Origin of the sequence: Paenibacillus donghaensis, from assembly GCF_002192415.1 — a bacterium.
GTDB lineage: Bacteria > Bacillota > Bacilli > Paenibacillales > Paenibacillaceae > Paenibacillus_AQ > Paenibacillus_AQ donghaensis.
The window spans coordinates 2,192,145-2,218,372 of the sequence record NZ_CP021780.1 but is presented as its reverse complement, the minus strand read 5'-3'; the positions used below and the strand labels follow the sequence as shown (position 1 = coordinate 2,218,372).

The window sequence follows — 26,228 nt, the reverse complement described above, 5'->3', positions numbered from 1 at the left end:
GTTTTGCCAAGCGGCATTGAATCCATTCACAAATAAGAAACAGCCTATATTTCAAAAAAGCCCATTGCGTATCCACGGCAATGAGCTTTCACAATAGTCCTTATCAGGTTATCCTCTCTCGGAGAAGATTATACAAGTGTGGGTTCTGCCAGCGAGGAATCGGCCATGGCAATCATCAGCCGGAGCCCGTGGAGCATAGCATCCTCATCGAAATCAAATTTGCTGTGGTGATGAGGATAAATCGCGTTCTTATGCGGATTGCCCGCGCCGACGAACATGAAACAGCCGGGAACCTGTTTCACATAATAGGAGAAATCCTCCGCAGGCATCAGCTTCTCCATCCGCATCACCTGAACGGAATCCCCCAGCGCTTCTGGCGCAATCCGGGCAAAACGGCCATACTCCGCCTCATCATTCACCAGCGGCGGATAACCCATCACATAGTCCAGCTTCGCTTCGGCGCCGTGAGCGGCAGCTACAGCAGCCGTCATCTCTTCAATTCTACGCCGGATCAGATGCCGCGTCTCTTCATCGAAAGCCCGCACGGTCCCGGTGATCCGGCAGCGCTCGGCAATTACGTTCTGGGCGAAGCCGCCCTGGATCGTGCCCACGCTTAACACCGCCGGACGCAGCGGATCAACGGACCGGCTGACCACGCTCTGCAGCTGGGTGACCAGCGCCGCGCCCGCCACGATGCTGTCAATCGTCTTGTGGGGCATACCGCCATGCCCCCCTCGGCCGATGATATCGATGAAGAATTCATCTGCGGAAGCCATGAGCGGACCGGGCGCACTGCCTACTGTCCCTACCGGAAACGGAGTCCACAGATGCAGGCCGTAGACTGCATCTGCTCCTTCAAGCACACCTTCGGCAATCATACCCTGTGCCCCGCCGGGGCAGACCTCCTCCGCCGGTTGAAACAGGAAGCGGATCTCCCCAGCCAGCTCTTCGCGCCGGGCACTGTAATAAGCCGCTGCGCCCAGCAGCATCGCCGTATGACCGTCATGGCCGCAGGCATGCATAACCCCCTCATTCAGCGAGCTGTATTCACAACCGTTGTCCTCACGGATCGGCAACGCATCCATATCCGCCCGCAGCACCACCGTTCTGCCCGGAAGCGCCCCCTTCAGGATGCCAGTCAGGCCATAACCTGTTTGGCTTCGGATCATTTCAATCCCGAAGGCTGCCAGCTTGTCCGCCACATATGCGGAGGTCTCTTTTTCCTGATAAGACAATTCGGGGTGACGGTGCAGATGCCGCCGCCAGACGATCATATCCTCCAGTAATTGTTCCACCTGTAATCTCTCCATGTTTCTCCAAATCCTCTCCCGGGATCATGATCCGTGCAGCCCGTAATAACGAATCTTTTATGTTAGTTGCTGCCACGGTCCCATATATAGCTTTTATTGTAGCAGAAACCCCAAAAACAGTGTATCGCAGCCTTTCGAACGCTCTTGCAGAACCCCTTTAAACATACTATCATGAGGAGGAACGTCAATAACCGGATCAGCAATTTATCATTATACTTCATAAGGGGGATGTCTGTGCTATGATTTTTGAGAACACGGGCCTCGTGGGATTAAGAAGCGATCTGTTCTATCTTGACGAGAGTGCGGCAAAAGCCGGCTTCATCCGCTGGCAATGGGAATACTACCGTGCCACTTACGACTGTAAAATCGAAGACCGGCAGAATGGCGATGAATATTACCTGCGCTTCAACACACGCGCTGTGGAGGGCAAGCTGGAGAAGCCCGACGCGGTCCTCTCGATTGAAGCGGTTTATCTCGGGAAAGCGACCTTCCCTCATGGGCTGGAATATGAGTCGCCGGTTCCACAGCCTGTATTGGACGCAGCTGCACAGCGGATTCTTGAGCTTAAGCAGCTGCTGGAAGCTTGAGTACGGCAAAGGGAAAGACGAAGTCCAAAGTCAGCCTGCCCAAAAGAGGAACACCCGATTTTCAGCTGCTCGTGCTGGTTATGCTGCTTGTAGGCTTCGGTCTGGTTATGATCTACAGCTCCAGTTCCAGCCTTACCCTGTCCAGCAAGCAATTCAGCTATAATCCTTATTTTTTCATCAAGAAACAGATTATCTGGGTCGCGCTGGGAACCTTCGTGATGCTGGTCGTGATGAATATTCATTACAGCAAATTCAAGAAATGGTATGCTCCGATATTTGTAATCACTGTGGTTCTGCTGCTGCTGGTAGCCACAATGGAAGGCATTAACGGTGCCAGAAGCTGGCTCAGCATCGGAACCTTGGGAATCCAGCCTACCGAACTGGCCAAAATCTCGATCATTCTCTACCTTGCTGCCCTGATCACCAAAAAAGGTGAGCGGCTGCGCGATCTGCGCACCGGCTACATCCCGGTCATGGTTATTGTCGGCATTGTCGCCGGACTGATCATGATGCAGCCCGACTTCGGTTCCTGTATGATTCTGGTCGCCACCAGCGGGCTGGTGATTTATGCCGGAGGCGCAAGCATGAAGCATATTATGGCCTCGCTCGCATTGCTCGTGCTGGGGGCTGCGCTGGTGCTGGGCGCCAAGGGTCTGCTAGATTCTCTCTCGTCCTCTCCGGAGATCGTGACTACTGAACAGAACTACAGAATGGACCGGATCGAAGCTTTTCTCAATCCTTTTAAAGAACCGGATAAAGGCGGATTCCAGATTATTCAGTCTTTAATGGCTTTTGGCGACGGCGGGGTCAGCGGCTCCGGATTCGGTCAAAGTGTGCAGAAGCTGAATTATCTGCCTTATCCCTATACCGATTTCATCTTCGCCATCATCGGAGAGGAGTTCGGGTTTATCGGGACCTCCATGTTCCTGCTGCTCTACCTCTATTTCATCTGGAGGGGCATTCTGATCGCCCTGCGCTGCCCCGATCCGTTCGGGACGCTGGTCGGGATCGGCATTATGGGGCTGTTCGCCATCCAGGCCTTCGTCAACATTGGGGGCGTCACCAAGACGATTCCCTTGACAGGGGTCACCCTGCCGTTCATCAGCTACGGCGGCTCCTCGCTGCTGGTAAGCATGCTCTGCATGGGCATTATGCTCTCCATCTCCAGAGAGAGCAATCGCCCGGCCAAGCAGGAGGTGACCAAATCGGTGACCACGGTCAGACAGGTAAGGGCGCTAAGAACCAATCAACGGTAAACTTCACACAAAAAGGCAGTCCGGGAGATGATCCGCGGACTGCCTTTTTGTGATAGATAAGTTTTTTCAATTTAAGGCAACCCTGACGTTTACGAAATCTCGTCATTCTTGAAGGCTACGCCTTCCACCTTAACATTCACTTCTACAATATGAAGACCGGTCATACTCTCCACAGCCTCGCGTACGTTCTGTTGAAGCATCCGGCACACTTCGTGTATCGGTGTTTCGTACAGAACAATAATACGCAGATCTACAGCCGCTTCAAGCTGTCCCACTTCAACGGTAACACCCTTCTGCACGTTCTTCCCGCTTAAGCGCTTGGCCCAGCCTTCGGACAAGCCGCCGGACATGGCCGCTATTCCCGGCGTTTCCAAGGCAGCCAGTCCGGCAATCTTGGAAACGACGTCATTCGAAATTCGTATATTTCCCATTTCCAGTTGAAGTTGTTCCGCCATGCCATATCCCTCCTACACTCATTATCAATTATTGTAATTCCTAAACAGGCTAAAAAGCAAATGACTTTCCTACTTTCTTACAGCTTCCGTTTACATGCATGGGCAATTTGGGTATATTGTTTATGAATTTATCCTACATATATCGGATGGAGCGTGTCTCAAGTGAAAAAATGGATTTCTCCGGGGCTGCTGGGCATCACCTTCGCCCTCATCGCCATCGGGCATTATGCCGGCTGGGGCCACACCCTGCAGTTTATACTTTAGGGCTTCTCCGTATGTAACATTCTTAAGTTCACGTTCTATAGGCAGAAAAAAAGCGCACATCACGGCTCTCCGGACCGTATGTGCGCTTTAATAATGGGTTTGTCCCGTATGAGCGGATTACTTCGCTTTGTTGTTGAGCGCTTCGTACAATACCGCCAAATTGCGCTCCAGCTTGCTCAGCACCATCTTGCCGGTAATCTCCGGCACCAGCCCGGCTCTGACCGCGAAATCGACCTCTCTGGAGAAACCGTACATTTGGGTATCCAGCACTTCCTCATAGAGAGGGCAATACCGGGTCGCCAGATTCTCCATCTGAACCTCGATAAGCTTCTCAATTTTATTGGCATCTTCCTGTAGAAGATTGATCGCTTTAAGATTATACTGTTCCTGCAACTCCGATGAAGTCATGTTTCGTCCCCCCCATGTCCAAAAGTGAAATCTGCTTTTGTTAGTTTATTTAATATTAGTCGAAATTGCATACCAATACAAGAATTCAGTTTGCGAAAGACTCATTTCCAGAATCAATATCCGTCATTTCCAAGTGGAAACGGCTTTGCCGTCCTTTTATAAGGACGGTATGGTTTCAGCGAGAAATAGAAGGATAAGTTATCGTGTGAAACATATAAATTCTTATATTCATAGTAAAAACGCCCTGCCACAATCGGCAGGACGTCCTCTTCTTCTGACTACTCCGCTACAACCGTGAAGTTGAGTCCGTGCTTAGCGAACACTTCGCTCATTGCCTTCTTGGCTTCCTCAGCATCGGCTCCATGAACATGAAGCTCATAGCTCTGGCTGGATACCAGCGTAGTGAACAAACCCAGAATGCTCTTAACGTCAATGTACTTGTTCTCTGCTTGAAGAACGATAGATGAGTTAAAACGGCCCGCTGTTTGGGCAATGTCAACAATTGCCGCATTGTTACTGGACATAGAAATCCCTCCGCAACTTGATTATAAGACTAGTCTTCGTTATCCATTCTCATGATACATTGAATCCGCTTACTCACGCAAGGTGTTTTCTTTCTTTACATTTTATTTCAGGTTATCCGGATTCAGACCTTGCAATTCCGGGGTCACAAAAATCCCGTCTTTGCGGATCAGCACATCGTCGAAATAAATCTCGCCGCCGCCGTATTCCGGACGCTGAATCAGTACCAGATCCCAGTGAATGGCCGAACGGTTGCCGTTGTCGGTGACATCATAGGCCTGACCGGGAGTGAAATGCAGGCTGCCTGCGATTTTCTCATCGAACAGAATGTCCTTCATAGGGTGCAGAATATACGGGTTGAAGCCGATGGCGAATTCACCGATATGCCGGGCGCCTTCATCCGAATCCAGAATTTCATTCAAGCGGGCCGTATCGTTGCTGGAAGCCTCGACAATTTTGCCTGACTCGAATCTGAATTTCACATTCTCAAAAGTTACCCCATTATATAGAGTCGCTGCATTATAGCTGATTGTGCCGTTTACAGAATCACGAACCGGCGCGCTGTACACCTCGCCATCCGGGATGTTCTTCTGGCCGGAGCATTTCTCGGCCCCGATCCCTTTGATTGAGAAGCTGAGGTCGGTACCCGGGCTTACGATGCGCACCTTGTCGGTAGCTCTCATCAGCTCGGCGAGCGCGTCCTGGGCCTTGTCCATTTTGGCATAATCCAGATTGCAGACCTCGAAGTAGAAATCTTCAAAAGCCTCAGTGCTGACATTGGCCAGCTGTGCCATACTTGCATTCGGATAACGCAGAATCACCCATTTGGTGTGCTTCACGCGTTGTTCAATATGTACCGGATGGGAGTAGATGGAGTTGTATAATTTCATATTGTCTTCCGGCACATCGGACAGATCATTGACATTCTCACCGCTACGGATACCGATATAACAATCCATCTGCTTCATACGGTTCAGGTCAATCTCAGCCCAGGTCTGCAGGCTCTCACGGGTTGCATATTGAAGCATGCTGCGGAGCACGGTACGGTCTGTCAGTTGGACAAAAGCGTTGCCGCCGGCTTTGCCGATCTCCTCCACCACGGCTTTGATCAAATCTCTCTCACTGCCGATCATTTCGACGAGTACATTCTCGCCCGGCTGTACATTCACGGAATAACCTACCAGGTTAGCCGCCAGCTTCTGAATTCGCGGGTCCTTCATGGTTCTCTATCTTCCTTCCTCTGACTAAAATAGACATGCCTTTCTATTGTAGCACTCCGGCATGCGAGCGCAAGATCTTTGCGGCTGTGCAGCGGCTTAGCGGTAGCCGTAGAAATCCACCTCTACCACATAGGTTTCACTGTCCGCCTGGCCCATGGCTCCCGTACTGCTTACCTTGCGGTTCCAGGTCAGCCGCTTGGGCAGATTACGCTTCGTATCTACCGTCAGATGGTAGACGGCCTCCACCTCGGCCTGGTTCAGCTTCTGCAGCAGCTCCTTATGCCGCTTTTGCCACAGCTTCTCCAACGCCGCGTTTACCCGCTGCTCCTGCGGCGTCAGCTGCTCGGCGCTCTCCGCCGTGGCCGGCCGCGCGGCGAGCATCTCCTGCTCCAGCTCGGCGGCCAGCCGCCGCTTTGCTTCCGCCGGGGTCACCCGGATGCGCAGCATCCGGGTACCGCGGGCTGCGCCGCGCTCCTCGGTCACCTGCTTGGGCGCATCCTCCAGCTCCTCCAGCTGGCGCAGCGGGTTGAGCGCAGGCAAGGGGTTCCCTTGCTGCTGCGAAACCAGCGCATTCGCCTGTGGCTGCCACACGCCCGCCTGCTTCTCCAGGCGGGAATAATACGTCGGCGAGCGCAGGGCGCGCTCTGCCGGGCGTTTCACGTCCGCACTTGCGTCTGCGGCGGTTGTATCTGGCTGCTCCGCTATAGCTGTACCTCCGGGACGGGAGACAGGTTCCATCTCTGTGTCGCCGAGTGGGGGACGGTCCGGCAGCAGCGTATACAGACTAACCTTATTATGGTCCTCCACATTGCCTCCATAATATAGAATCGAATCGGCCAGCGGCTTCCCGCCGCGCAGCAGCGCTGCCGCCCCTTCGAACGATACCGCATCGCTGCCCGCCATCCCCGCCAGCACCAGATTCAGATCCTCGGCAGCCGGCTTGTCCATCCCCGCGCTGCAGCCCGCGCAGATGCTGAGGAGGCAGCAGATGCCGCAGGCAGAACACCACACATGCTTCCGTACAATATTGTGCCAGTGCTTCATCCGCTTTCTCATTTGCGACCCTTCCTTTGTTCGCATGAAGTTAATCAATCTGCTAAGTTAGGTTATCCTCTCCGGTCGCGCTTATACGCTGAGCATTAATCTGCTGATCAGTTACCGCAGTCTCGCAACTAAAAAATCCCCAAGCCATCAGGCCCAGGGATTCTTCATACTGCTCTCGAATTTCTTACTGTCAATCACGACCCGGTTGCGGCCTTGGTTCTTAGCTTCGTACAGCGCCATATCGGCACGGTAGAACAGCGATTCCACGCTCACACGTTCATCTGTCCAGCTCCATTCCGCAATCCCGCATGATACGGTGACTCTCGGCTCCGTTTCGTCCATCACACGTTTACGGATACGCTCGGCCACAAACATCGATTGCTGCGCGCCAAGCTGCGGCAAATATACGGCCAGCTCTTCCCCGCCCCACCTGGCGGCAATATCGCCCTGCCGGATGGAGGATTTCACAATCTCGCTGACCTGTTTGAGGATCTTGTCCCCCTTCTGGTGGCCATAGGTGTCATTCACCAGCTTGAACTGGTCGATATCCACAACAATCAACGATCCGCAGAAATCGGTGCCTTGCCTGTCCTTGATCACTTCGTCCAGATAATGGCGGGCATACAGCCCTGTCAGACTGTCCCTGTTGGCCAGACGTCTTACCTCGGCATGTAAACGCGCGTTACCAACAGCCAGGCCAATATGGCCTGCCATGGCCTGGAGCAGCTTGTAATTGTCGTAAGAGAAGTAGTGAGCATCGCGGTGCGCAAGCATAATGGCTCCGCGTACTTCACCGCCTACACTTAGCGGCGTTGCAATCAGCGACTCGGAGCCGGTGGCATCCATTAGCCGGGAGCTGGCTTCGGGATTATCCAGGTAGTCGGATATAATTACCGGTTCGCCCGTCGAGTATACTCTCCCACCAAGTCCCTGCCCTGCCGGCATGATCTCGTTCAGCAGGGGAGCATGATTGCAGGCAATGACCTCCAGTCCGCCCTTCTCTTCATTCATATGCATAATGCAGCAGTAGTCGGCGCCAAACATCTCCAGCAGCTCTTCAAAAGCAAAGCGGAAAATATCGCCCAGCCGCAGGCTCTGATTCAGCCGCTGGGTCAGTTCATTGCTCATCCGCAGCTCGCGAATCAGCTGATTGGAGCGTTCATAGAGCTTGGCATTCTCAAATGCTGTTCCGGCTGTATCGGCCACCATAGACAGAAACCGCAAATCAACATCCGGGAATTCAGGATCGTTAAGCACCATATGAAAAACCCCGTATACCCCCTGCTTGCCGCCAAGCGGAAGACCGATCTCTACCGTACTGCAGTCAGCTCCTCCCACTGACAGCGTCACCTTGCCGTCCTTAAAGGCCTTGGCCCGCACATCATCGCTTGTCCAGAGATGAGACAGCGGCTTGACCTTTGAGTGGGTACTGCGGTGGTCCTGGGACATGAACAGTCTTAGCTCAGCCCCCGGATACATAGCCGAAATACTGTCAATGACTTCAGACAGCACAGCGTCCACATCTATATTGTCATGCATCCGCTGCACAATCTGGAACAGCAGGGAGCGGCGGGTGCTCTCCCGTTCTGCGTGAAGATGCACGCCAGCCAGATCAGAAACAAACACATGCTCGAAACGGCGGTAGAAACAGGTTCGGTAATGCTGCGCCATCGCCTCAGCCGTGAAGCGACCACCCTGATCATATACTTCTGCAGGCATGACGCAGCCAAGCAGGGCAAAGATCTCCCTGCCCTTGCGCGTAAATACCGGAATGGTGAACAAGTTCAGCTCCATTCCGTCCATAGAGGAACGAACCGCTGCTATATCCCCGGATAAGAGGGAGCTATAGGCGGCCTCATTCCAATAAGGGCTCCAGCGCTCCTGGTCGCCTCCCTTGGTACTGATCCACTTTCCTTCATAATCAAGGATGCACCATTCCCAAGCCTCGGCAAAAGGCAGGTCCTTTAGTCCTTCATGCCATTCGCTGAAGCTCTCGGCTATCAGCTCCGCTGCGTAAGGAAAGTCATGGGACACGATGTCCGCTTCCCTGAGCCATGCGGCGGGGTCAACGGCAGGTCCCCCGGGTTGCATGGTATCCTGTAACAGCATACGACTGTCTTTATGACCGTACGCTTCCTGCTCTGACATAAAGAGGATCCCCTTTGCATCTCAAGTAAGTAAACAAATTTTTCAAATATAAGAATTTATATGTTTCACGCCATAAATTATCCTTCTATTTCTCGCAGAAACGGATGCCTGAAAGCGATACGTAGTATCGCTGCTTCGGAAGCGTAGGCTTTTGCAGAGGACGGCGAAGACGTTTCTACCTGCGGTAACGACTAATTAGCTATATTTTACTCTCTTTCCTTAGGATATGCATTAGTTTTTCGGGATTTCCGGGATTTTTTTTAGGACCAAAGAACTAACGACAAAGACTGACAAAAACTCTTTAAAGATGCGCTTGACATCAAGCATGGTTTTCATATAATATTTATTGTTGAACAAGACTGTAACAGGTCTTACTTGGGCGTAACGTTGTGTCACCCTCTACGCGTTTCGTACTGTCAGGACAGCGGCTGAACTTTCCTGGCAGTGTGGCAGCATTCCATGCTGTTCACACATACGAAATGCGGCGCAAATACTCCCTATTAATCTAAACCCAAATATAAAGGAGTCTACTATAACATGGCACGTTACACCGGACCTAAATTTAAACTCAGCCGCCGTCTGGGCATTTCCCTAAGCGGTACAGGCAAAGACTTGAAACGCCCTTTCCCACCAGGACAACATGGAGCCAACCAACGCCGTAAAGTAAGTAACTACGGAATGCAGTTGCTGGAGAAGCAGAAGCTTCGCCACATGTACGGTTTGGGTGAGAAGCAGTTTAAGACTTTGTTCACCAAAGCACAGAAGCTGCAAGGGATCGCGGGCGAGAACTTCATGTTCCTGCTTGAGAGCCGTTTGGACAACCTCGTTTACCGTCTTGGCTTCGCCAACTCCCGCGCTGGTTCGCGTCAGCTGGTAGCTCATGGCCACGTAACCGTAAACGGCAAGAAAGTCGACATCGCTTCCTACCGTGTAGCACTGGGCGACGTAATCGGTCTTCGCGAGAAGAGCCGTGCAATGTCCTCCATCAAGGAAGCCCTGGAGAACCGTTCCCACCTTCCAGCTTACCTGGAATATGCTGACGGATCGTTCGAAGGTAAATACATCCGTTTGCCTGAGCGCGCTGAGCTGTCCCAGGATATTGATGAGAAGCAAATCGTCGAGTTCTACAACCGTTAAGATTAATCTTAATCTGTGTATGACCAAGAACCTCCGGATCATTCCGGAGGTTCTTTTTTTTGTTTATTAAAATCCTGCTTTATCTTGGATCATGCGCCACGTGATCAAGCATCGTCAATCTCAACTTCGCGAACTTTCGCTTCCCCACCTGAATGATGTCTCCGTCCTGCGGTGCTAACCCACCATTCACATTCAGCGGCACGCCGCCGATTGGATCAGTTTGCGCTTCAATTCTTCCTCAGGTACCATTTCTGCAACTCCACGCGAGATTACTTCCAGCTGATGCTGCACAGTTTTCCTGCTGTTCCACTGACAACTCTTCCCACCTCATCGTCATATTCCCCCTGTTAAATTCACATAATAACGCCATAGACAGCGGCTTTTATTGAATGCACTGCACAACAAAAAGCCCCTTATTCATCCCTAGGGACGAGTAAGAGGCTCGCGGTACCACCCTTATTAAAGCGCCTGCAGCACTGCTTTGTGCAGTCGGAGCCTTCACTTCATTGCCATAACGGGCTTGCACCCGGTGCCGGACTGCTGAGCCTGCCCAGGCAGACACGCCGTTCCTCCGCACAGCTCCAGACTGTAATTCAAAGGGGCCCGTTGCCGATTCGCACCACCCACCCTCTGCAACGCAAGGCTTGCCTTCTACTGCTGTCTTTCCGCGCTTTTTCAGATATGAGATTACGTTACTTTTATCACAGACTTCGCTGTCATATCAAATCGCATCTTCTGAGGAAGAAGCGCATTCAAATTCGCCAATTTATGCTATAATAGTTCCGTTAAAAGGAGGAATATGGTCGATGGTTGAAGAGACAAAAAAGAAAACTCCCAAAAAGCCTAAACCCCGCAGATCCGGGCTGAGAAGATTCGGGTCTATAGTCAAGTGGATGTTTATTCTGGGAATCATGGGTATTCTGTTTGCCGGTGGTGCACTGGCAGGCTATATTACTTCGATCGTAAAAGATGATATTGTACGCTCCGGCGAAATGATTGAGCAGCAAATCAGCCAGAATGCGATCACTGGCTTTGCTTACTTCCGCGACGGCTCTCCCATCGGGCAGCTCCGTACGGAAGAAGACCGCAGAATCATTCAATACAATGATATCCCCCAGCTGGTCATCGATGCCGTCCTCGCTATAGAGGACAATAATTTCAATGATCATGAGGGCGTCGATTTCAAAGGTACTCTGCGTGCGGTGAAGCAGCGGCTGCTGAACGAATCCGTCCAGACCGGCGGCAGCACGCTAACCCAGCAGCTGGCCCGGCGGGTATTCCTCAGTCTCGATAAGACGGAGGACCGCAAGGTCAAGGAGATTCTGCTCGCCCTCCGGCTGGAGCGGTTCCTCACGAAACCCGATATCCTGACCGCTTATTTGAACAAGGTTCCCTTCGGCAACGGCTCGAACGGCTATAATGTCTTTGGTATCAAAGCCGCAGCCAAAGGGATCTTTGGCTTGGATGATCTCGACAAGCTGAATACGGCACAAGCGGCTTATCTAGCCGGACTGCCGCAGCTTCCCTCCTCCTATTCGGCATTTAACGGGGTTGGCGAATTTAATGAGACCGCCTTTAAGCGGGCCATGGACCGCCAGAAGCTGGTGCTTCGCCGTATGCTGGAGGAGAACAAGATTACCACCACCCAGTATGAGACCGCACTCGAATTCGATATCCAAGGCTCGCTGGCGAAGCAGACCAAGAAAGCCTACGCCACCTATCCTTATCTGATGCTTGAAACCGAGCGCAAGGCCGCTGAAATCATGCTAGCCATCAAGGAAGAAACCGCAGGCGCCGGAGAAACGACCGACAATAACGTCCTGCTGGAGGAAGCACGCCAACAGCTGATGACAGGCGGCTACCGTGTCTATACTACAATTGACAAGAAGGTCTACAGTGCGATGCACAGCATCTCCGAAGACGCTGACAATTTCACCAAGGACAGCAAGGCCAGAGGCAAGGAACAGACTGCAGGCATTATGCTTGACAACAAATCAGGCGCCATCCTCGGCATGATCGAGGGACGCGACTTCAACATTGAGCAGATGAATTACGCCACCCAGATGATCCGCCAGCCCGGCTCCACCATGAAGCCGATCTCTGCATACCTTCCGGCACTGGATGCCGGACTGATCCAACCTGCGGGGATTCTGGACGATGCGCCTATTATTCTGAAGGATGGCGGCAAAGGATATCATATTCCAAAAAATTCCAACAACCGCTACCAGGGACTGGTCACCGCTCGTTACGCGCTGAACAAGTCGCTGAACCTGCCTGCTCTGAAGCTTTTTAATGAGAAGGTCGGCATTGAAGCGTCCTGGGCCTTCACCAAGAAGCTGGGGATCACTACGCTCACGGAAGATGATTATAATGCCAAGACAGGTGTAATCGGCGGATTGCGCTACGGGGTAACTGTCGAGGAGCTGACCAATGCCTATGCCGCTATTGGGAATCATGGAGCCTTCAATGACGCCTATATGATTGAGAAGATCGTCAATGCCGACGGCAAGATTATCTACGAGCACAAAACCAATTCGAAGCAGGTCTTCTCCCCGCAAACGGCATATTTAATGACGGATATGCTGCGCACGGTTATTACCGAGGGTACGGCAAGCACTGTAAAGAGCAATTATAAACACTTCAAGGATATCCCGATTGTCGGCAAAACCGGCTCCACCCAGAATTATGGAGATGTCTGGTTTATGGGCTACACCCCTGACGTTACGCTTGGCATGTGGGTAGGCTATAAAGAGCAGATCAACACGCTACAGGGCAAAAGCCAGCAACGGCAGGCACAGACGCTGTGGACCAAGGTGCTGAATGCGGTCATCACTAAGCAGCCTGATCTGTTCGTTACCGATAAATTCAAGCAGCCGGAGGATATCGTTAAGAAAACCGTATCCGCCTATAGCGGCAAGCTGCCGACGAAGCTGACGGACCGGTTCACTACCGATCTGTTTAACAGCAAATATGTGCCTACCGATAGTGATGATGGAATTTCCAATGCCACTTATATTACTTATAACGGGGTTAATTACATCCCGCTGGAAGGAACGCCTTCAGACTTTCTGAAGCAGAAGATTGTCGTGAAACGCGACAAGCCAATTCAGGAGCTAGTCAAGGAGCTGCTGGCCGCATTCCCGGCCATGAAGACGCATGAGCAGTTATCCTACTATATGCCTTCGGATGCCAAAACCGATTTCCCGACCGAAGTGGACCCTCGTGTCGATGACGGCAGCTCGCCAACCCCTCCGGGCAATGTGAGCATATCGTACAGCAGCGGCAAAGCAGTAATCAGCTTCACGCGCAGCGGATCTCCAGATGTCGTTGGATACCGCTTATACCGCTCACTTAACGGAGGCGCGTTCAAGCAGCAGGACGTGATTATGGCGGGAGACAGTCTTTCCTTTAGTCCGGGAACCCCGGCAAGCTCCAATGCGACGTTCTATGTTACAGCGGTAGACGTAGCCGGACATGAGACATCGTCCGGAAGTGTGGCGGGCGGTGTAGTCTCAACGCCTCCACCTGCCGAGACTACACCACCGGCGGAGACGCCGGGAACTGAACCGACACCGGAGCCGGAGATTCTCCCCACGGAGACCGTCAGCCCGGAAGATCCCGGAATGATCATCATTGATCCGCCTACAACCGAGAATGTGCCTGCCGGTACAGGCAACAGCCAGGGCAGCAACAACCAGGGTGGCAACAGCCCAGGTGGCGGCAATGCCAACACTACAGGCAAAAATACCGAGAAACCCCAATAAGGAGAGCGGCAAGCCCTACCGTGAGCTTGCCTCCTAACACAACACCGTTCCCGCTAATCAGCCGGGAACGGTGTTTTTGTGCTGCAGGGTTAGTCTTCAATGGTGGATAGGTCGCCGGCGGGCAGCTGCAGCTCCCAGGCCTTCAGGACCCTGCGCATGATTTTGCCGGATCGGGTCTTGGGCAGCTTCTCCTTGAATTCGATCTCGCGGGGAGCCGCATGAGCGGATAATCCCGCCTTGACGAAGGCGGCGATCTCTTCCTTCAGAGCAGCTGTCGGAAGATACCCTTCCCGCAACGAGATGAACGCCTTGATAATCTCGCCCCGCGTAAGATCAGGCTTGCCGATCACACCTGCCTCAGCCACCGCTGGATGTTCCACCAGCTTGCTCTCGACTTCAAACGGACCAATCCGCTCTCCAGAGGAATTGATTACATCGTCGATGCGGCCTTGAAACCAGAAATATCCTTCATCATCCATATAGGCGGAGTCACCTGAAATATACCAGCCGGGGATACGGAAATACTCATCATATTTCGCCCTGTTGTTCCAGATCATGCTCATCATCGATGGCCATGGAGTGCGGATTGCCAGGTTGCCCATGCTGAATGGCGGCAGCTCCTGCCCTTTGTCATCCAGGATCGCTGCCTGTATGCCGGGCAGTGGCCGACCCATCGAGCCGGGCTTAATCGGCATCGCCGGATAGTTACAGATCAGCTGTGCGCCAGTCTCGGTCATCCACCACGTATCGTGAATCCGCTGATGGTAGACTTTGTCCCCCCAGCGAACGACCTCCGGATTCAGCGGCTCACCGACGGACAGCACATGGCGCAGACTTCCGAGGTCTACATCCTTCAGTGCCTGCTCTCCTGCGCCCATCAGCATGCGGAACGCCGTTGGCGCACTGTACCACACCGTTACCCCATACCGTTCAATGGTCTTATACCAGTCAGTCGGACTGAACCTTCCGCCCCGGATCACGTTGGCCACCCGTTCAGCCAAGGAGCGAAGATCCCGTAGGAGGTACCTGTAACCCAGCCGGGATCTGCCGTACACCAATACACATCGCCCGGGCGCAGATCGAGCACGACCCGGCCTGTATAATAATGCTGGATCATGGCCCGCTGCGCGTGATAGACACCTTTGGGTTTCCCGGTGGAGCCTGAGGTATAATGCATGATCAGGCCATCCTCCAGGCTCAGCCATTCCAGCTCCAGCTGTGGCGAGGCAGCGGCCATTTCCGCTTCATAGCTGAGGAGCCCTTCTTCCTCCCTGTTCTCCCCGCCCACCACGATAATATGCCTCAGAGCAGGCAGCGCCTCGCGCTTCACCCGTTTCAGCAGCTCTGGTGTAGTTACCAGCAGCACCGCTCCACTGTCCTCCAGCCGATCCGTGACAGCCGTTTCCATAAAAGCTTCAAATAACGGACCAGCTACAGCGCCGACCTTCAGAATACCTAGCAAACTGAAATACAGCTCAGGCTGGCGGGGCATAAACAGGAATACGCGGTCTCCCTTGCTTATTCCATACTGGCGCAGCACATTGCCGAAACGGTTCGAAAGCTCCTTCAGATCCTCAAAGGTATAGCGTTCCTGACGCACCGAATCACTGTACAATAGCGCCTGGTCAGCCCCACGGCCCTCCTCGACATGACGGTCTACCGCTTCATAAGCCATATTCACTTTACCGCTCTGGAACCAGGTGAAGTGCCGCTGCGCGTCCTCCCATGCAAACTGCGCTGCTGCCAGCTCATAATTCGGCATATTGCTGTTTGCTGCGGTAACCGGCAGAACTTCCTTCTCCATACTCTTCATCTTGCTTGCCTCCCTTACCTATTTGCTTTAAGCTTTAAGGGCGAGACTATTGTTGTAGATGATGCCACTTCTGCTGAGCTTGGGAATGACAACATGGCAAATGTGAATATTATGTGTCTGAACCAGTATATCATAGCAAACGCTTACATACCATGGTTTGGATAAAGGAGAGGGTCTGCATGATGGAGCACCGCAAACGTTATGGCACACGGGTCTGTCCTTTTAATGGCAAAAGCATTGAGGTATCCGGACCGCAGCCGCAGAGCGCTCTGGAACGGCTTGTGATGCACCCTGATCTGGACGCCTTCCGTCCTCCCCGCGAACAGCTGGAGGCTCTTCTGGAGATTGCAGGACTGCCTGAAGGGCGTGTGATTACAGCAGTGGATCAGCATACCATCGTTGGTTATGTTACCTTTCATTATCCAGATGAACTGGAGCTCTGGTCTCAGGGCGGAATGGCCGATCTGGTCGAGCTGGGAGCGATTGAAGTGGCCGATGATTACAGGGGAGCCGGGATTGGACGGCAGATGCTGTTGACTGCTTTTGACAGGGAACAGCTGGAGAATGTTATTGTGTTTACAACCGAATATTATTGGCACTGGGATCTGGCAGGCAGCGGGCTGGATGTGTGGGGGTACCGCCAAATGATGGAGCGGCTGATGGAGACTGTTGATATGGTGTGGTATGCAACCGATGATCCGGAAATCTGTGCGCACCCCGCCAACTGCCTGATGGTCCGGGTCGGCACAGAGGTGCCGCTGTCTTCCCGTGAAACCTTCGACAGGGTGCGCTTCAGACAACGTTTCATGTACTAGCCTAAAGAGCCTTCAGCATGTGCTCCAGAATGGCGTGGGAGCGCTCGGAAGCCAGAATGGTGAAATCTCTGTAATTCATCTCGGCCGAACCATCCGCCTTGTCGGACATGGAACGCAGCACTACAAAAGGAATCGCATTCATCGAGCAAGCCTGGGCCACAGCCGCTCCCTCCATCTCCGCACATGCGCCGTCCATCTCCGCTCTCAGTGCTGCAACTGCGTCTTTGCTGGCAATAAACTGATCGCCTGACAGCACGCGTCCGGTCAGGAATTTCTGGCCAAGCTCAGCACAAGCCTGCTCTGCCAGCTGCACCAGGGCAGCATCTGCAGGGAAGATCGAAATCTCTGCGTCAGGAATGACTCCCTTGGCATACCCCAGCGGGGTCACATCCATGTCATGCTGCATACACTCCGAGGAAATGACAATATCGGCAATATCCAGGTCCGGGTGCAGCGCACCTGCCACACCGGTGAACAATACACGGGACACGCCAAATGTATCGATCAGAATCTGCGTCGTTACTGCAGCGTTAACTTTCCCAACCCCGGACTTGCAGAGGACAATCCTTTTGCCGTGAATGGTCCCTTCATAATATGTAATCCCAGCCTTAATCCGGCTGTGCTCCTGCGTCATGCTACCTTGCATCAGCTGGATTTCTTCGTCCATTGCCCCAATAATCCCAATCACTTGACTCATCTTATGACCTCCTGTTAAGTTATAATCGATTGCTCGCCAAACAGCATAAAAAGCTCCCAAAGGAGCTTCTTATGTCACCTAATCCTGTAAATGCTGTGTACCGAGGAATGCCGGCACAGCCTTCAATTATTTGTTGACGTGGTTAACGGAAAGACGAAGAATGGTTTCATGCGGCAGAATAACCCGCGGGTTCTCCACCGTTTCCTTCTTCATCAATTTGGTCAGCAGTCTCATCGCTACTGCACCCAGATCATACATAGGCTGGGCTACTGTGGTCAGCAATGGACGAACCATCGAAGCCATGCGGATGTTGTCGACGCTGATGATTGAGAAATCATCCGGCACCTTCAGCCCTTCATCCTGAATGCTGTGGATCGCGCCGATCGCCATTTCATCGGTAGCGGCAAAGATTGCCGTAGGCTTATGCTTAAGCCCCAGGAAATACTTCATGGCTTCGACACCGGATTCGTAGCGGTAGTTGCCGATACGCACCAGGTCCTCCTGGTATTCAATTCCCGCTGCTTCAAGCGCTTTCTTGTAGCCATGGAAACGTGAATAGCCATTGGCCGGGTCCTGCAGGGTGCCGCTGATCATCGCGATCTCACGGTGTCCGTGACGAATCAGCGTATTCACGGCATCAAATGCCGCAGTCTCATGGTCAATATCAACCGACGGGTAGGTACCCTTCTCATCGCGTGTCGCACAGAGCACAATCGGAACGGAAGAGGTCTGGAAAGCCTGGATATGCTCGTCTGTTACCGTACCGCCCATGAACAGCAGACCATCCACCTGCTTCTCCAGCAGCGTGTTGATGACACGGATCTCCTTCTCTTTACGCTTGTCCGCATTGCACAGAATAATATTGTAATGATACATGTTGGCGATATCTTCAATCCCGCGCGCAATTTCCGCAAATATCGAGTTGGAAATATCAGGAATGACAACACCAACTGTTGTCGTTTTCTTACTGGCAAGACCTCTTGCCACGGCATTGGGACGATAGCCCAAACGTTCAATCGCTTCAAACACTTTCTTCCGGGTCTGCGGCTTCACGTTGGGGTTATTATTCACAACCCGTGATACCGTAGCCATGGATACGCCTGCTTCTCGAGCTACATCGTAAATGGTTACCGTCAAATTACTCTCTCCATTGCGATAAATTTTATCGTTCGACTAATTAAAATTATGATACGACACTTTGTACATTTGTGCAATGATAACGCTTCATTTTCCTTTCAATATTTCTTTCAAGGCTGAAATACGCTACTGTTCCTTGCACCAATTCTATAAGCTTTCTCTATCGTAACAAAAAGTGAGTGAAAAATCCAATATTCGTGAAAGATTTTCATCTTTTTTGCAGAAAAATCTTTCATTTCGCACTTTTTAACGAATGTTGGGTTAATTGAGACAGCCTACGGCCGGTTTCTTCCATCCATTCCTGATCCGAATGATCGGCTGCAAAGCGGTAGATATCCAGCAGTAGATCGATCCGGCTCTGGATGGCTGTGCGGATTCTTAACTCCAGCTCTTCCAGTCCGCCGGTGACGGATTTGGCAAAAGTCTCCTTCAATACACCGGCCCATTCATTGTGGTCGGCAAAAGAGTAATGTCTGCGGGAACGGTCGAGCGACTGCCCGCCCATCCCGGTAATCAGATCAGCCAAGTCCTGCTTAATCATTGGCAAGGGCTCATAACGCGCGCAATCACGGCAGGTGTAGACCGGTACATTGGTTATTTTGGTTCTGGCATTATAAATTAATGTATGCATATGTATGGTCATTACGCCGCCGCAGCTGCAGGTCTTTCTCATGAGTTCATCATTCGGCATCCATTACACCTCTGACGTTAGATTAAAAAGGGGTATAGTCCAGCCTTTTCAATACACTATATTCGACCTGCCGGCCCTTAAACCCTTCCGATTTGCATATCATGATTAATTTGGAAAAATACCTAAGGATTACAATTCCACATGTGACTTCAAACCGTTAATTTGCTAGAATGTAAAGCATCCTGCAGCTTGAAAGGAGTTCTACCCATGAGATTAGCCGGCAAAAAAGTAATTGCACTGGTAGACGATGAATTTGAGGACCTGGAACTATGGTATCCGGTGTACCGGGTACGTGAAGAAGGCGCAGAGGTTCATCTCGCCGGGCTGGAGAAGGACAAGACTTATATGGGCAAATACGGCGTTCCCGCCACCGCGGAATACTCCTGGGACGATCTGGATGCTGCCGATTATGACGGCATCTTGGTTCCAGGCGGCTGGGCGCCGGACAAAATCCGCCGCTATCCAGCTGTGCTGAAGCTGGTGCGGGATTTCAATGAAGCCAAGAAGCCGATTGGCCAGATCTGCCATGCGGGCTGGGTGCTGATCTCCGCCAAAATCCTGCAAGGGGTCACGGTAACATCCACCCCCGGCATCCGTGATGATATGGAGAACGCCGGAGCCATCTGGAAGGATGAAGCCGTCGTGACCGATGGGCACATCATCTCCGCGCGCCGTCCGCCGGACCTGCCGCCTTACGGCAAAGCGTTCTGTGATGCGCTGGCTGGAGAATAAATTATATTCATAAGCCAGATTTAGCAGCAAGCCCTGTTCCTTCACCGAAGTGAGGATCAGGGCTTGCTTATTTATTGATGTTATTTTCAGCTAATCTGCAGCTATCTGCACAACTATCTGATCCTCAGACTGTCACTGCCTTCAAGCAGGTTCGGGTACACGGTAAGCCTGAATGTCAATGGCTGGGGCAGCTTCTCTGTCCCCAGGTTATACGTGTTGATTCTACTTGCAGCGCCGTCAACCCCTTGGTTAGTTTCGCTATACGTTGAGTAATTGTCCTTCAGTCCCTGCATAAAGTGTCCGCTCCCAGTGCCGTCCACAAAGTTATCATCGAAGGCGAAATTATCCCCCCCACCTGATTGGCTCCCTGATTCTTTCGGTGTGGTCAGCTCTACATACAGATATCCTTCTTCTCCAAGCTCCTTCCGGTCGATTACCTTGAGGCGGTCATCCGGTGCTTGAAGGATGGTATGCTTCTCTGTATCAATTACGACCTCCAGCTTGTTCCGCTCCAACGCATAAACATCTTCAATTACCAGTGTTAACGGACTGTCCGGATTCCTGTTGTCGTTCTGATAGATGTAGGTTTCTTTGAAATTGTTTTTGCTGGTCAAGCTATATAGCGGATACATAAGATCATCACTCGGCTCTTGTTGTCCCTCCAGAATTCCTCTGCGTAGCTGTGGATACATATGAAATATTCTCATCGAATTCTTGCGGTCCATGGACGTTTCCACATAAATACCTGTGGGTCCTACATACACCTGCTCCACCAGCATCTTCTGTCCTTCAACCTGAAGGGTCTTGTTAATTGGAGTTACACCGTAGTCTTCCGTTTCTTCTGCCAGCTTCAGCTTAAGCGGTACATTAAGAGTAGTAGCATCTTCGAACCAGTTAAATTGTTTCGATTCAAGCAGTTTCTCCGGGAATACCCTGAATGCGAGATTGAATTCCGATTGCCCGTCCAGCAGTTGATTCCAGGAAATACTCGTATATTCCCGGATAAGTCCTGTTTGGTCTGAATCCATTCTACGACCGCTTTCACCATAATTTCCTGTCACCGGTTCTTTCAGTCCTTCGAAAGATAAGCTCATGCCACCCAAACTTGCTCTATCCTTATTCTTGTTTTCGAATGAATACAGCACAATCATACCCATCCGGTCTGCTACAACACCGTTAATAGTTAACTGATAGCCGTTCTTCTCCTCTGAAGCCACATTCATCGGCTGCACTAAACCAGCATCCAGCGCGGACAGCAAGCTTAGGCTGCTCTCATTAATGACTGAACGAAACACCTCCAGCTCTCCCCAGCTCTGCGGGGTGAAGGTCTGCTGCGGCTTCAACTGCTGCTGATACACCCAGGGGAGAAGAACCAGCATTACTAGGGTAACGGCGGCAATTAGCCCGGCAGTATAACGGCTGCGCAGCCCTCTGCGGCTACTTGTCCCCCGCTGCATTCCCTTGCGGATGGCAAGCTCCAGCTTCATTTCCGGCACCTCATCGGCTTCGGCCGTGAGTTTCTGGAAATAGTCTGACAGCTGTTGTTTGTCTTCATTGGTATCCATATTAGTATTCCCCCTTCCGCTTCATTCGGTCACGCAGCTGCTTCAGCCCTTTGTTGAGCCAGGTCTTTACGGTTCCCTCCGGCTTATCTAGTACCTCGGCAATATCGCTGACCGTCATATCCTTGTAATACTTAAGCACCAGCACCTGGCGGTATTTGGGCTTCACGGCATCCAGTGCCTGATCCATATCCAGCCTGTGGTCGCTTCTCATCTCCATAACACCGTCTTCGAAACGTTCTGGCTGCTCAGCAGTAACGATATGTTTTCTGCGCTTCAGCTCATCCTTGCAGCAATTAATCAGAATACGGACCAGCCAGGGCGTGAAACGCTCGGGATTTCTCAAGCTCTTACGCTTCTGCCAGGCACGGCAGGTAGTCTCCTGCAGTACCTCCAGTGCGTCCGCTTCACTTCTTAGATAGCTGTAGGCGATGCCGTACAGCTTCCTCCGCTGCGCGGACACCTGCTCATAGAAGATCTCCTCCTCCGATATCTCAAGCGCCCCTGCTTCAGCCGTTTGTTGCATACCCTTCCCCCCCAATCTGCTGTTCTTCAGAGGACGGCGATGCCGTATCTTCTTAGGAAGCAGCAGTTTTGTTGCTCTGTTTTTATATTGACTCTGTTCAGGCGCAAACGGTTTTTCTTTTTTGGAGCAGCCTAACTTCCAAGGCTGCTGAAAGCTGCAGACAGACCAAAGGCCCGGCAATCTGCCAGGCCTTTGATTAAGTCAGCCTGAATGCCGATACTCCGGCCCAGGGCTGTGTGCTGTATTTGCAGCTGACGCCCGCTGCGTCAGGAGCTTTTCTCTTGCGGCTTGGCAGCGGCTTCAAGCACGATTCCGCTTCTTCGGACAAAAGCGCTAAGCTTCTCTTCGGTTTCCAGACTGGTGCGGTGGCGGAAACAGGCCTTCGCTACCGTTCTGGCCTCTGAAGCTATTGTATTCAGCGCGCGGTGCTTCACCTTCAGAAGCGCCTGCGGCGACATGCTCAGTTCGCTGATGCCCAGCTCCAGCCAGAGTGGCAGCGAACGTTCGTCTGCTGCCATCTCTCCGCATACGCTGACCTGAATGCCCGCATCAGCGGCGGCTTCCACGGTCATGCGGATCATGCGCAGCACTGCCGGATGGTAGGGATGATACATATGAGCAATCTGCTCATTCATCCGGTCAACAGCCAGCACGTACTGCACTAGATCATTGGTGCCGATGCTGAAGAAATCAACTTCCTCTGCCAGCAGATCGGCGATCATCACCGCTGCAGGCACCTCGATCATAATGCCCACCGGCAGATTCCTGTCGAACGGCACACCCCGATCTGCCAGCTCCTGCTTGACTTCCTCCAGCACAGCCTTGGCAGCCTGAACCTCCTCCACAGAGGAGATCATGGGGAACATCACCTTGACCTTGCCGAACGCGCTGGCCCGCACAATGGCAGTCAGCTGGGTTTTGAACATATCCTTGTGGTCGAGGCTGATACGGATGGCGCGGTAGCCCAGGAAGGGATTCTGCTCTTCCGGCAGCTGGAAGTAATCCAAGTGCTTGTCCCCGCCGATGTCGAGCGTACGGATAACAACCGAGCCATCTCCTACCTGCTCTACCACCTGCTTGTAGACATCAAACTGCTCTTCTTCCGTAGGGAAGGAGCTGCGGTCCATGTAGAGAAACTCGGTACGGAACAGCCCGACGCCTCCGGCTCCGTACTTCAGCGCCACTTTTAATTCCTTCACCGAGCTGATATTGCCGGCAAGCCGCAGCGTCACTCCGTCCTTCGTGACAGCTTCCACCGTCGCCAGCAGCTCCAGCTGTTCCCGCTTCTTTTGCTGCTTGTCCCGGATGGAAGCGTAATTGGTCACGGTCGTCTCATCGGGATGAAGCTGCACTGAACCCGTCTCGCCATCGATCACCAGCATATCCCCGGTCTGGATCGGGCTGGGCAGCTTGTTCTCCAGTCCCGCCACCAGCGGAATTCCGAGCGCCCGCGCCATGATTGAGGAGTGCGAGGTTTTGCCGCCCATCATGGTCACAATACCCAGGACATAAGCGGGGTTCAAATGAACCAGCTGGGAAGGCGACAGCTCCTTCGCTACCAGGATATAAGGCTGTGTGTCCGAGGGAAGAACCACTTCCGGTGCACCCAGCAGATGCTTGAGCAGACGGTTGCCGACATCCTTGATATCGACCGCCCGCTCTTTCATATATTCGTCATCCAGCAGGTCGAACATCTGTACAAAGTGGTCGATGGCCTCTTTAACCGCCACCTCAGCCGCCTTGTACTGGCGTTCGATAATGCCACGGATTTCACTCATGAATACCGGATCATCCAGGATAGCCAGATGCGCATCAAAAATGCTGGACTCCTCCGGCCCCACCACCTCGCGAAACTCTTTTTTGATAAATTCAATCTCATTCTTCGAGGTACGGATGCCTTCATATAATCGTTCGAATTCCTTGGCCAGATCTACCGGGTTCACCTGCGTATCCGGCAGGCTCCATTCCCAGTTCGGCAAGACAAAGGCCTTCCCGATGGCTACACCAGCTGCTGCGCCTATGCCTTGTATCATGCTTCGATCCCTCCAATGCTGCTTTCATGCAATACTACGGACATTACTGATGATTGCCCCTTTTTAACATTTTTGAATGGAGCATAACTCCAGGATTTCACACGGTCCGGATTCGTAATCACCATCGGAGTGGCCAGCGATGCAGCATGCTCCTTCAGGTAGGCCAGATCAAACCTCACAAGCAGCTGTCCCGGCTCTACGCTGTCGCCTTCTTTCACCACCGCATCAAACGGCCCTTTCAGCTGTGAGGTATCAATGCCGATATGCATCAGCACCTCCAGCCCTTCCGGCGTGGCAATGCCGACAGCATGCATCGTGGGATACACATGCATAACCTTGCCGAAGACCGGAGAGACCAACTCTCCTTTCTCCGGCATAAAGGCGACGCCGTCTCCCACCAGCTTAGCGGCAAAAATATGGTCCGGCACCTCCTCGATCGGCAGCATCCGGCCCTGCATCGGCGCACTGAACAGCACCTGCGGCAGATCCCGCAGCAGCAGCTTGTTGATCTCTTCCCGGATCAGCTCAGAGTACGTGCCAAAGACCACCTGCACATTGCCGCCTCCGAGCTTGATGATCCCGGCCGAGCCGAGTCCCTTCAGCGCTCCGGTATCGATCATCCGGTCATTGTGCACTGTGAGTCTCAGACGGGTGATGCAGGCCTGCACCTGCACGATATTCTCCTTGCCGCCAAGCGCTTCCAGTACAAGCGGTGCCTGATACGGAATATTGCCCGCCCAGTCGCCCAGGTCGGAGCCCTCCTCGCGGCCCGGAGTTGGAATCTGGAAACGGCGTATAGCCCAGCGGAACAGATTGTAGTAGACAATTCCGTAGCCGATGCCGATCGGAATCAGCAGCCACGCCCGCTGCGACAGATGCAGATTGAGGAAGAAATCAATCGCCCCGGCCGAATAGGAGAATCCGTGATGGATGCCGAGGTAATAAGTCAGCACCATCGCCAGACCCGACATCACCGTGTGCAGGATAAATAGCGGCGGCGAAGCAAACAGGAACGCGAACTCAATTTGCTCTGACACCCCGGTCAAGAAACAGACCAAAGCGGCACGAAAAAAAGTCTTCCTGATCTTAGGCTTCAAATCCTCGCGTGCTTCCTGAATGATGGCGAACGCGATGGCCGGCAGCGCAAACATCATGATCGGAAACAGCCCGGCCATGAAGATCCCCGCTGTAGGGTCTCCGGCAAAAAAACGCGGCAAATCGCCCTGTACAACAGCGCTGCCGTCAGATGTGGGAAAGCTGCCCAGCTGGAACCAGAACACATTGTTCAGGATGTGATGCAGTCCGAAGGCGGTCAGCACCCTGTACAGCACCCCGTATATAAACAAGCCAAAACCGCCGGTTTCAAGTATGCCTGCAAACAAGCGGTTCAAGCCGCTCTGCAGCAGAGGCGCAACCCCCAGCATCACCCAGGCGAACAGGGCGGAAAACAGCCCCATAAACAGCAAAACAAAACGCGATCCTCCAAAAAACTGGATCGCCTCCGGAAGCTTTATATTCTTAAACCGGTTATGCGCAACACCGGCAACAATCCCAAGCATAATACCGATCAGTGTAGCGGGCTGAACGGTTCCGTCACCCATACCGCTGAGAATCCGGTCATAGGTGAACATCCCTGCCAGCGCTGCCAGTCCCGCAGGCCCTGCCTGATTGGACAACCCCCACGCTACGCCGACTGCGAACAGGTATGGCATATAGAAGAATATTCCCTCTCCCGCCAGTGTGGCCACTTCGGCTACCGAAGAAAGTCCCCATGCAGACCAAGGCAAGCTGCCCAGACTAAGCAGAATCGCTGCCGCCGGAAGCACCATGGTCGGAAGCATGATGGCTCTGCCCAGTTGCTGCAATGATCCGAGCCAATTCAAGCTGACCCTCTCCTTTCTTTCTATAATAGATGGTACGCGCTGGGCGAGTTTTTGTCAAAAGATTCTGTGCCGATTCGCCCACAGCTGGAAGCGCTATATCCCGCTCTCCAACCACTTACCACCTGCACGTTCAGGTGCGCTCGCTCTCTGACCACTAACCACCTGCCCTTCAACTGCCCCGGTACCTCCAGGTACCACGCACGCCAACTACTCCCATCGCTCCT

General features: G+C 52.7%; 20 protein-coding genes and 1 pseudogene. 6 read left to right on the top strand and 15 right to left on the bottom strand.

Going from position 1 to position 26,228, the window contains the following annotated elements; all coding sequences use genetic code 11:
• Positions 1–128: 128 nt before the first annotated feature.
• Positions 129–1,310, bottom strand: a complete 1,182-nt coding sequence (locus B9T62_RS09535) for an amidohydrolase (RefSeq protein WP_087915041.1) — start codon at positions 1,308–1,310, stop codon at positions 129–131.
• Between the two features lie 239 nt (positions 1,311–1,549).
• Between B9T62_RS09535 and B9T62_RS09530 the strand changes: the two genes are divergently transcribed.
• Positions 1,550–1,897, top strand: coding sequence for a YugN family protein (locus B9T62_RS09530; RefSeq protein WP_087915040.1), 348 nt, complete (start codon positions 1,550–1,552; stop codon positions 1,895–1,897).
• Entirely contained in the window at positions 1,894–3,153 is a 1,260-nt protein-coding gene (gene ftsW / locus B9T62_RS09525) for a putative lipid II flippase FtsW (protein WP_087915039.1), read from the top strand. The genes B9T62_RS09530 and ftsW overlap by 4 nt, the downstream gene beginning before the upstream one ends.
• 89 nt (positions 3,154–3,242) lie before the next feature.
• On the opposite strand, the gene B9T62_RS09520 is transcribed toward ftsW, so the two are convergent.
• From B9T62_RS09520 to B9T62_RS09490, 6 genes are all read right to left on the bottom strand, one after another.
• Positions 3,243–3,608, bottom strand: coding sequence for an Asp23/Gls24 family envelope stress response protein (locus tag B9T62_RS09520; RefSeq protein WP_019911482.1), 366 nt, complete (start codon positions 3,606–3,608; stop codon positions 3,243–3,245).
• Positions 3,609–3,989: 381 nt separating this feature from the next.
• Positions 3,990–4,280 carry an Fpa/YlaN family protein gene (locus B9T62_RS09510; protein ID WP_087915037.1) on the bottom strand — a complete coding sequence of 97 codons (291 nt, stop codon included), beginning with the start codon at positions 4,278–4,280 and terminating at the stop codon, positions 3,990–3,992.
• Positions 4,281–4,558: 278 nt separating this feature from the next.
• Entirely contained in the window at positions 4,559–4,804 is a 246-nt protein-coding gene (locus B9T62_RS09505) for an HPr family phosphocarrier protein (RefSeq protein ID WP_087915036.1), read from the bottom strand.
• Positions 4,805–4,906: 102 nt separating this feature from the next.
• Positions 4,907–6,022 carry an aminopeptidase gene (locus tag B9T62_RS09500; RefSeq protein WP_087915035.1) on the bottom strand — a complete coding sequence of 372 codons (1,116 nt, stop codon included), beginning with the start codon at positions 6,020–6,022 and terminating at the stop codon, positions 4,907–4,909.
• Between the two features lie 96 nt (positions 6,023–6,118).
• Positions 6,119–7,078 (bottom strand): hypothetical protein, encoded by a 960-nt coding sequence (locus B9T62_RS09495; protein WP_087915034.1) that lies wholly within the window; start codon positions 7,076–7,078, stop codon positions 6,119–6,121.
• A 135-nt stretch (positions 7,079–7,213) separates the two neighbouring features.
• Positions 7,214–9,214: a sensor domain-containing diguanylate cyclase gene (locus B9T62_RS09490; RefSeq protein ID WP_087915033.1), complete on the bottom strand. Its 2,001-nt coding sequence runs from the start codon at positions 9,212–9,214 to the stop codon at positions 7,214–7,216.
• Positions 9,215–9,751: 537 nt separating this feature from the next.
• Here B9T62_RS09490 and rpsD point away from each other — a divergent pair.
• Both rpsD and B9T62_RS09480 read left to right on the top strand, forming a co-directional pair.
• Entirely contained in the window at positions 9,752–10,351 is a 600-nt protein-coding gene (gene rpsD, locus B9T62_RS09485) for a 30S ribosomal protein S4 (protein ID WP_087915032.1), read from the top strand.
• An 806-nt stretch (positions 10,352–11,157) separates the two neighbouring features.
• Positions 11,158–14,115: a transglycosylase domain-containing protein gene (locus B9T62_RS09480; RefSeq protein ID WP_087915031.1), complete on the top strand. Its 2,958-nt coding sequence runs from the start codon at positions 11,158–11,160 to the stop codon at positions 14,113–14,115.
• Between the two features lie 89 nt (positions 14,116–14,204).
• On the opposite strand, the pseudogene acsA reads toward B9T62_RS09480, so the two are convergent.
• Positions 14,205–15,928, bottom strand: a pseudogene (gene acsA / locus B9T62_RS09475) (acetate--CoA ligase).
• A 182-nt stretch (positions 15,929–16,110) separates the two neighbouring features.
• On the opposite strand from acsA, the gene B9T62_RS09470 reads away from it, so the two are divergent.
• A complete protein-coding gene (locus B9T62_RS09470; RefSeq protein ID WP_087920202.1) occupies positions 16,111–16,743 on the top strand; it encodes a GNAT family N-acetyltransferase in 633 nt (210 codons plus the stop codon).
• Between the two features lies 1 nt (position 16,744).
• Here the strand turns inward: B9T62_RS09470 and B9T62_RS09465 are convergent, their stop codons facing one another.
• The 3 genes from B9T62_RS09465 to B9T62_RS09455 all read right to left on the bottom strand — a co-directional run bounded on the left by B9T62_RS09465 (position 16,745) and on the right by B9T62_RS09455 (position 19,268).
• Complete coding sequence (locus B9T62_RS09465) at positions 16,745–17,440, bottom strand: 5'-methylthioadenosine/adenosylhomocysteine nucleosidase (protein ID WP_087915030.1); 696 nt, start codon at positions 17,438–17,440, stop codon at positions 16,745–16,747.
• A gap of 126 nt (positions 17,441–17,566) precedes the next feature.
• Complete coding sequence (gene ccpA, locus B9T62_RS09460) at positions 17,567–18,577, bottom strand: catabolite control protein A (RefSeq protein WP_087915029.1); 1,011 nt, start codon at positions 18,575–18,577, stop codon at positions 17,567–17,569.
• A 232-nt stretch (positions 18,578–18,809) separates the two neighbouring features.
• Complete coding sequence (locus B9T62_RS09455; RefSeq protein ID WP_087915028.1) at positions 18,810–19,268, bottom strand: hypothetical protein; 459 nt, start codon at positions 19,266–19,268, stop codon at positions 18,810–18,812.
• A gap of 207 nt (positions 19,269–19,475) precedes the next feature.
• Here B9T62_RS09455 and B9T62_RS09450 point away from each other — a divergent pair, with 207 nt between their 5' ends.
• On the top strand, positions 19,476–20,000 hold the full coding sequence (locus B9T62_RS09450; protein WP_087915027.1) for a type 1 glutamine amidotransferase domain-containing protein: 525 nt from the start codon (positions 19,476–19,478) through the stop codon (positions 19,998–20,000).
• Positions 20,001–20,113: 113 nt separating this feature from the next.
• On the opposite strand, the gene B9T62_RS09445 is transcribed toward B9T62_RS09450, so the two are convergent.
• The 4 genes from B9T62_RS09445 to B9T62_RS09430 form a co-directional block, all read right to left on the bottom strand.
• Entirely contained in the window at positions 20,114–21,565 is a 1,452-nt protein-coding gene (locus B9T62_RS09445; protein WP_087915026.1) for a DUF4179 domain-containing protein, read from the bottom strand.
• 1 nt (position 21,566) lies between these two features.
• Positions 21,567–22,088, bottom strand: a complete 522-nt coding sequence (locus B9T62_RS09440) for a sigma-70 family RNA polymerase sigma factor (protein ID WP_087915025.1) — start codon at positions 22,086–22,088, stop codon at positions 21,567–21,569.
• 266 nt (positions 22,089–22,354) lie between these two features.
• Positions 22,355–24,121, bottom strand: a complete 1,767-nt coding sequence (ptsP, locus tag B9T62_RS09435) for a phosphoenolpyruvate--protein phosphotransferase (RefSeq protein WP_087915024.1) — start codon at positions 24,119–24,121, stop codon at positions 22,355–22,357.
• A complete protein-coding gene (locus tag B9T62_RS09430) occupies positions 24,118–26,004 on the bottom strand; it encodes a glucose PTS transporter subunit IIA (protein WP_087915023.1) in 1,887 nt (628 codons plus the stop codon). The genes ptsP and B9T62_RS09430 overlap by 4 nt, the downstream gene beginning before the upstream one ends.
• Positions 26,005–26,228: the final 224 nt, after the last annotated feature.